Source organism: Nocardioides sp., assembly GCF_014360585.1.
Taxonomy (GTDB): Bacteria; Actinomycetota; Actinomycetes; order Propionibacteriales; family Nocardioidaceae; genus Nocardioides.
In genome coordinates, this window is record NZ_JACIXG010000154.1 from 1 (window position 1) to 2,961 (window position 2,961).

The window sequence follows — 2,961 nt, forward strand, 5'->3', positions numbered from 1 at the left end:
GGGTGAGGTGCACTGCCTGCTCGGACAGAACGGTGCTGGCAAGTCGACCCTGATCAAGGTGCTCTCCGCGTCGTACCAGCCCGACGAGGGGGAGATCCGCTGGGAGGGCGAGCCGGTCCGGCTGGCCACGCCGGTCGCCGCCATGAAGCGGGGCATCTCGACCATCTACCAGGAGCTCGACCTGGTTCCGGGGCTCACCGTCACCGAGAACGTCTTCCTCGGCCACGAGCTCGCCACCGCCGGGTTCAGCCGTCGTGCCGAGGCCACTCAGCGCGTGCGCGCGATCCTGGCCCGGCTCGGCCACAGCGAGGTCGACCCGAACAAGCTGGTCGGTGACCTCTCGCCGGCAGGCCAGCAGATCGTCAGCATGGCGCGCGCGCTGTCCCACGACACCCGGCTGCTCATCCTCGACGAGCCGTCCGCGGTCCTCGACCAGGAGGAGGTCGACAACCTCTTCCGAGTGGTCCGTGGCCTCACCGCGGAGGGCGTCGCGATCATCTACATCTCCCACCGCCTGGACGAGATCCGGCAGATCGGCGACCGGATCACGGTCCTCAAGGACGGCCGCACCGTGGCCACCGGGCTCTCCGCCGCGGAGACCCCGACCTCTGAGCTGATCACGCTGATGACCGGCCGCGAGATCGAGTACGTCTTCCCCGAGCGCCCCACGACGGCACCCGGTCGGGACGCCACGCCGGTGCTCGAGGCCAGCGGCCTCTCCGGTGACCGCTTCCACGACGTCGACCTGCGTGTCCACGCCGGCGAGATCGTCGGTCTGGCGGGTCTGGTCGGCTCCGGCCGCTCGGAGATCCTGGAGACCATCTACGGCGCTCGCCGCTCGACCACGGGCACGGTCACCGTCAACGGTCGCCGGCTGCGTCGCGGCTCGGTCCGCGCCGCGGTTGCCGCCGGGATCGGCCTGGCTCCCGAGGAGCGCAAGAGCCAGGGACTGCTGCTCGACCAGGCGGTCTACCGCAACGTGACGGTCTCCTCCCTGAGCCGATTCTCCAAGGCCAGCTTCCTGGACAGCGCCGCCGAGCGTCGCGCCGCCGAGGAGCTCACCCGCTCGCTCGACGTACGTCCCGCCGGGGTGGACCGGCCGGTCCGCAACCTGTCCGGCGGCAACCAGCAGAAGGTCGTGCTCGCCAGGTGGCTGCTGCGCGACTGCAAGGTGCTGCTCCTCGACGAGCCCACCCGGGGCGTCGACGTCGGGGCGCGCAGCGAGATCTACAGCCTCGTCCGCCGCCTGGCCGACGAAGGTGTCGCCGTGGTCGTGGTGTCCAGCGAGGTGGAGGAGGTGCTCGGTCTCGCCGACCGGGTCCTCGTCATCAGCGAGGGCTCCGTCGTCCACGAGGGACCCGCCACCGAGATCGATGAGTCGAAGGTCCTGGACCTCGTGATGGAAGGAGAGGTCGCATGAGCGACCACACGGATGCCGCCACCCTGGCTGACACAGCCCGGGTCGAGAAGGAGGCGGCCCGCCGGGCAGAACCCGGTGGCCTCGGCCAGCTGCTCCGCAGCGGCGCTGGCCACAACCTGGGCCTGGTCCTGGCGCTGGCGCTGCTGGCCGTCATCGGTATCGCCACCGGCGGTGAGCGGTTCGCCTCGGTCGACAACGTGATGACGATCCTGCGACTGTCCGCGGTGATCGGCGTGGTCAGCATCGGGATGACGTTCGTGATCACCGGCGGCGGCATCGACCTGTCGGTGGGTGCGCTGGTCGCGCTCTCCTCGATCTGGTGCACGACGGTGGCCACCCAGGCGATGGCCAACGACATCCACTGGATCATCATCGTCACCACCGCTCTACTGGTCGGCGCGGGCGCCGGCCTGATCAACGGGTTGTTGATCGCGTACGGCGGGGTGGTGCCGTTCATCGCCACGCTGGCGATGATGGCCAGCGCCCGCGGTCTGGCCGAGATCATCTCCGCGCGCAAGACCCAGATCGTCAGCGTGCCGGGCTTCACCGACGCGTTCTCCCGCGACATCCTCGGGATCTCGGTGCTGATCTGGATCTTCGCCATCGTGGCCGTGATCGGCTGGGTCCTGCTCAACCGCACCACCTTCGGCCGGCGCACGCTGGCCATCGGCGGCAACCCGGAGGCCTCGCGCCTGGCCGGCATCAACGTCCGCCGCCACACCATGCTCCTCTACGTGCTCGTCGGCCTCTGCTGCGGCATCGCCGCGGTGATGCTGATCAGCCGTACCACGACCGGCAGCGCCACCCACGGCCAGCTCTACGAGCTCGACGCCATCGCGGCGGTCGTCATCGGCGGCACCCTGCTCGCCGGCGGGCGCGGCAACATCATCGGCACCGTCTTCGGGGTGCTGATCTTCATGACCCTCACCAACGTCTTCGTGCTCAACAATCTCTCGATCTCCGCTCAGGCTTTCACCAAGGGCCTGATCATCATCGCCGCCGTGCTGCTGCAGAAGCGGTTCGCACGACAGCCCGGCTCGTAGCCGCCGTACCTTCTCGGATCTCTCGGACTCACCCGCCCCTCCACCTCCGCACGATCTAGGAGCACTTCCATGAACCTGAAGTCCCCAGCAAGACTCGCCCTCGCCCGGCGCATGGGCACCGGCGTCGTCGTCGGCCTCTCGGTCTTCGCCCTCTCGGCCTGCATCAGCAACACCCTCGAGAAGTCGGAGAACGTCGGCGGCACCTCCAACGCCGAGGCCGGCTCCAACGACGAGAAGGGCGACACGGTCGTCATCGGTTTCTCGGCCCCCGCCGCCGACCACGGCTGGATGGGCGCGATCAGCGAGCAGGCCCAGACCGCTGCCGAGGCGTACGAGGACGTCGACTTCCGCCTGGCGGAGGGCACCAACGAGGTCGGTCTGCAGATCAGCCAGGTCGAGACCTTCATCAACGACAAGGTCGACGCCATCGTGCTGCTGCCCTTCGACGGCGCCGCGCTGACGCCGGTGGCGCTCAAGGCGATGGAGGCCGGCATCAGA

At 69.2% G+C, this 2,961-nt stretch carries 3 protein-coding genes; all 3 read left to right on the forward strand.

Translation table 11 applies throughout. The features are described 5' to 3' along the window. Window positions 1-1,420, forward strand: a 1,420-nt coding sequence (locus H5T77_RS25530; RefSeq protein ID WP_292653418.1) for a sugar ABC transporter ATP-binding protein, incomplete at its 5' end; no start/stop codon positions are given. After that, window positions 1,417-2,463 carry an ABC transporter permease gene (locus tag H5T77_RS25535; protein WP_292653419.1) on the forward strand — a complete coding sequence of 349 codons (1,047 nt, stop codon included), beginning with the start codon at window positions 1,417-1,419 and terminating at the stop codon, window positions 2,461-2,463. The genes H5T77_RS25530 and H5T77_RS25535, both read left to right, overlap by 4 nt. A gap of 69 nt (window positions 2,464-2,532) precedes the next feature. After that, the coding region (locus H5T77_RS25540; protein WP_292653420.1) for a substrate-binding domain-containing protein at window positions 2,533-2,961 on the forward strand (429 nt) is incomplete at its 3' end.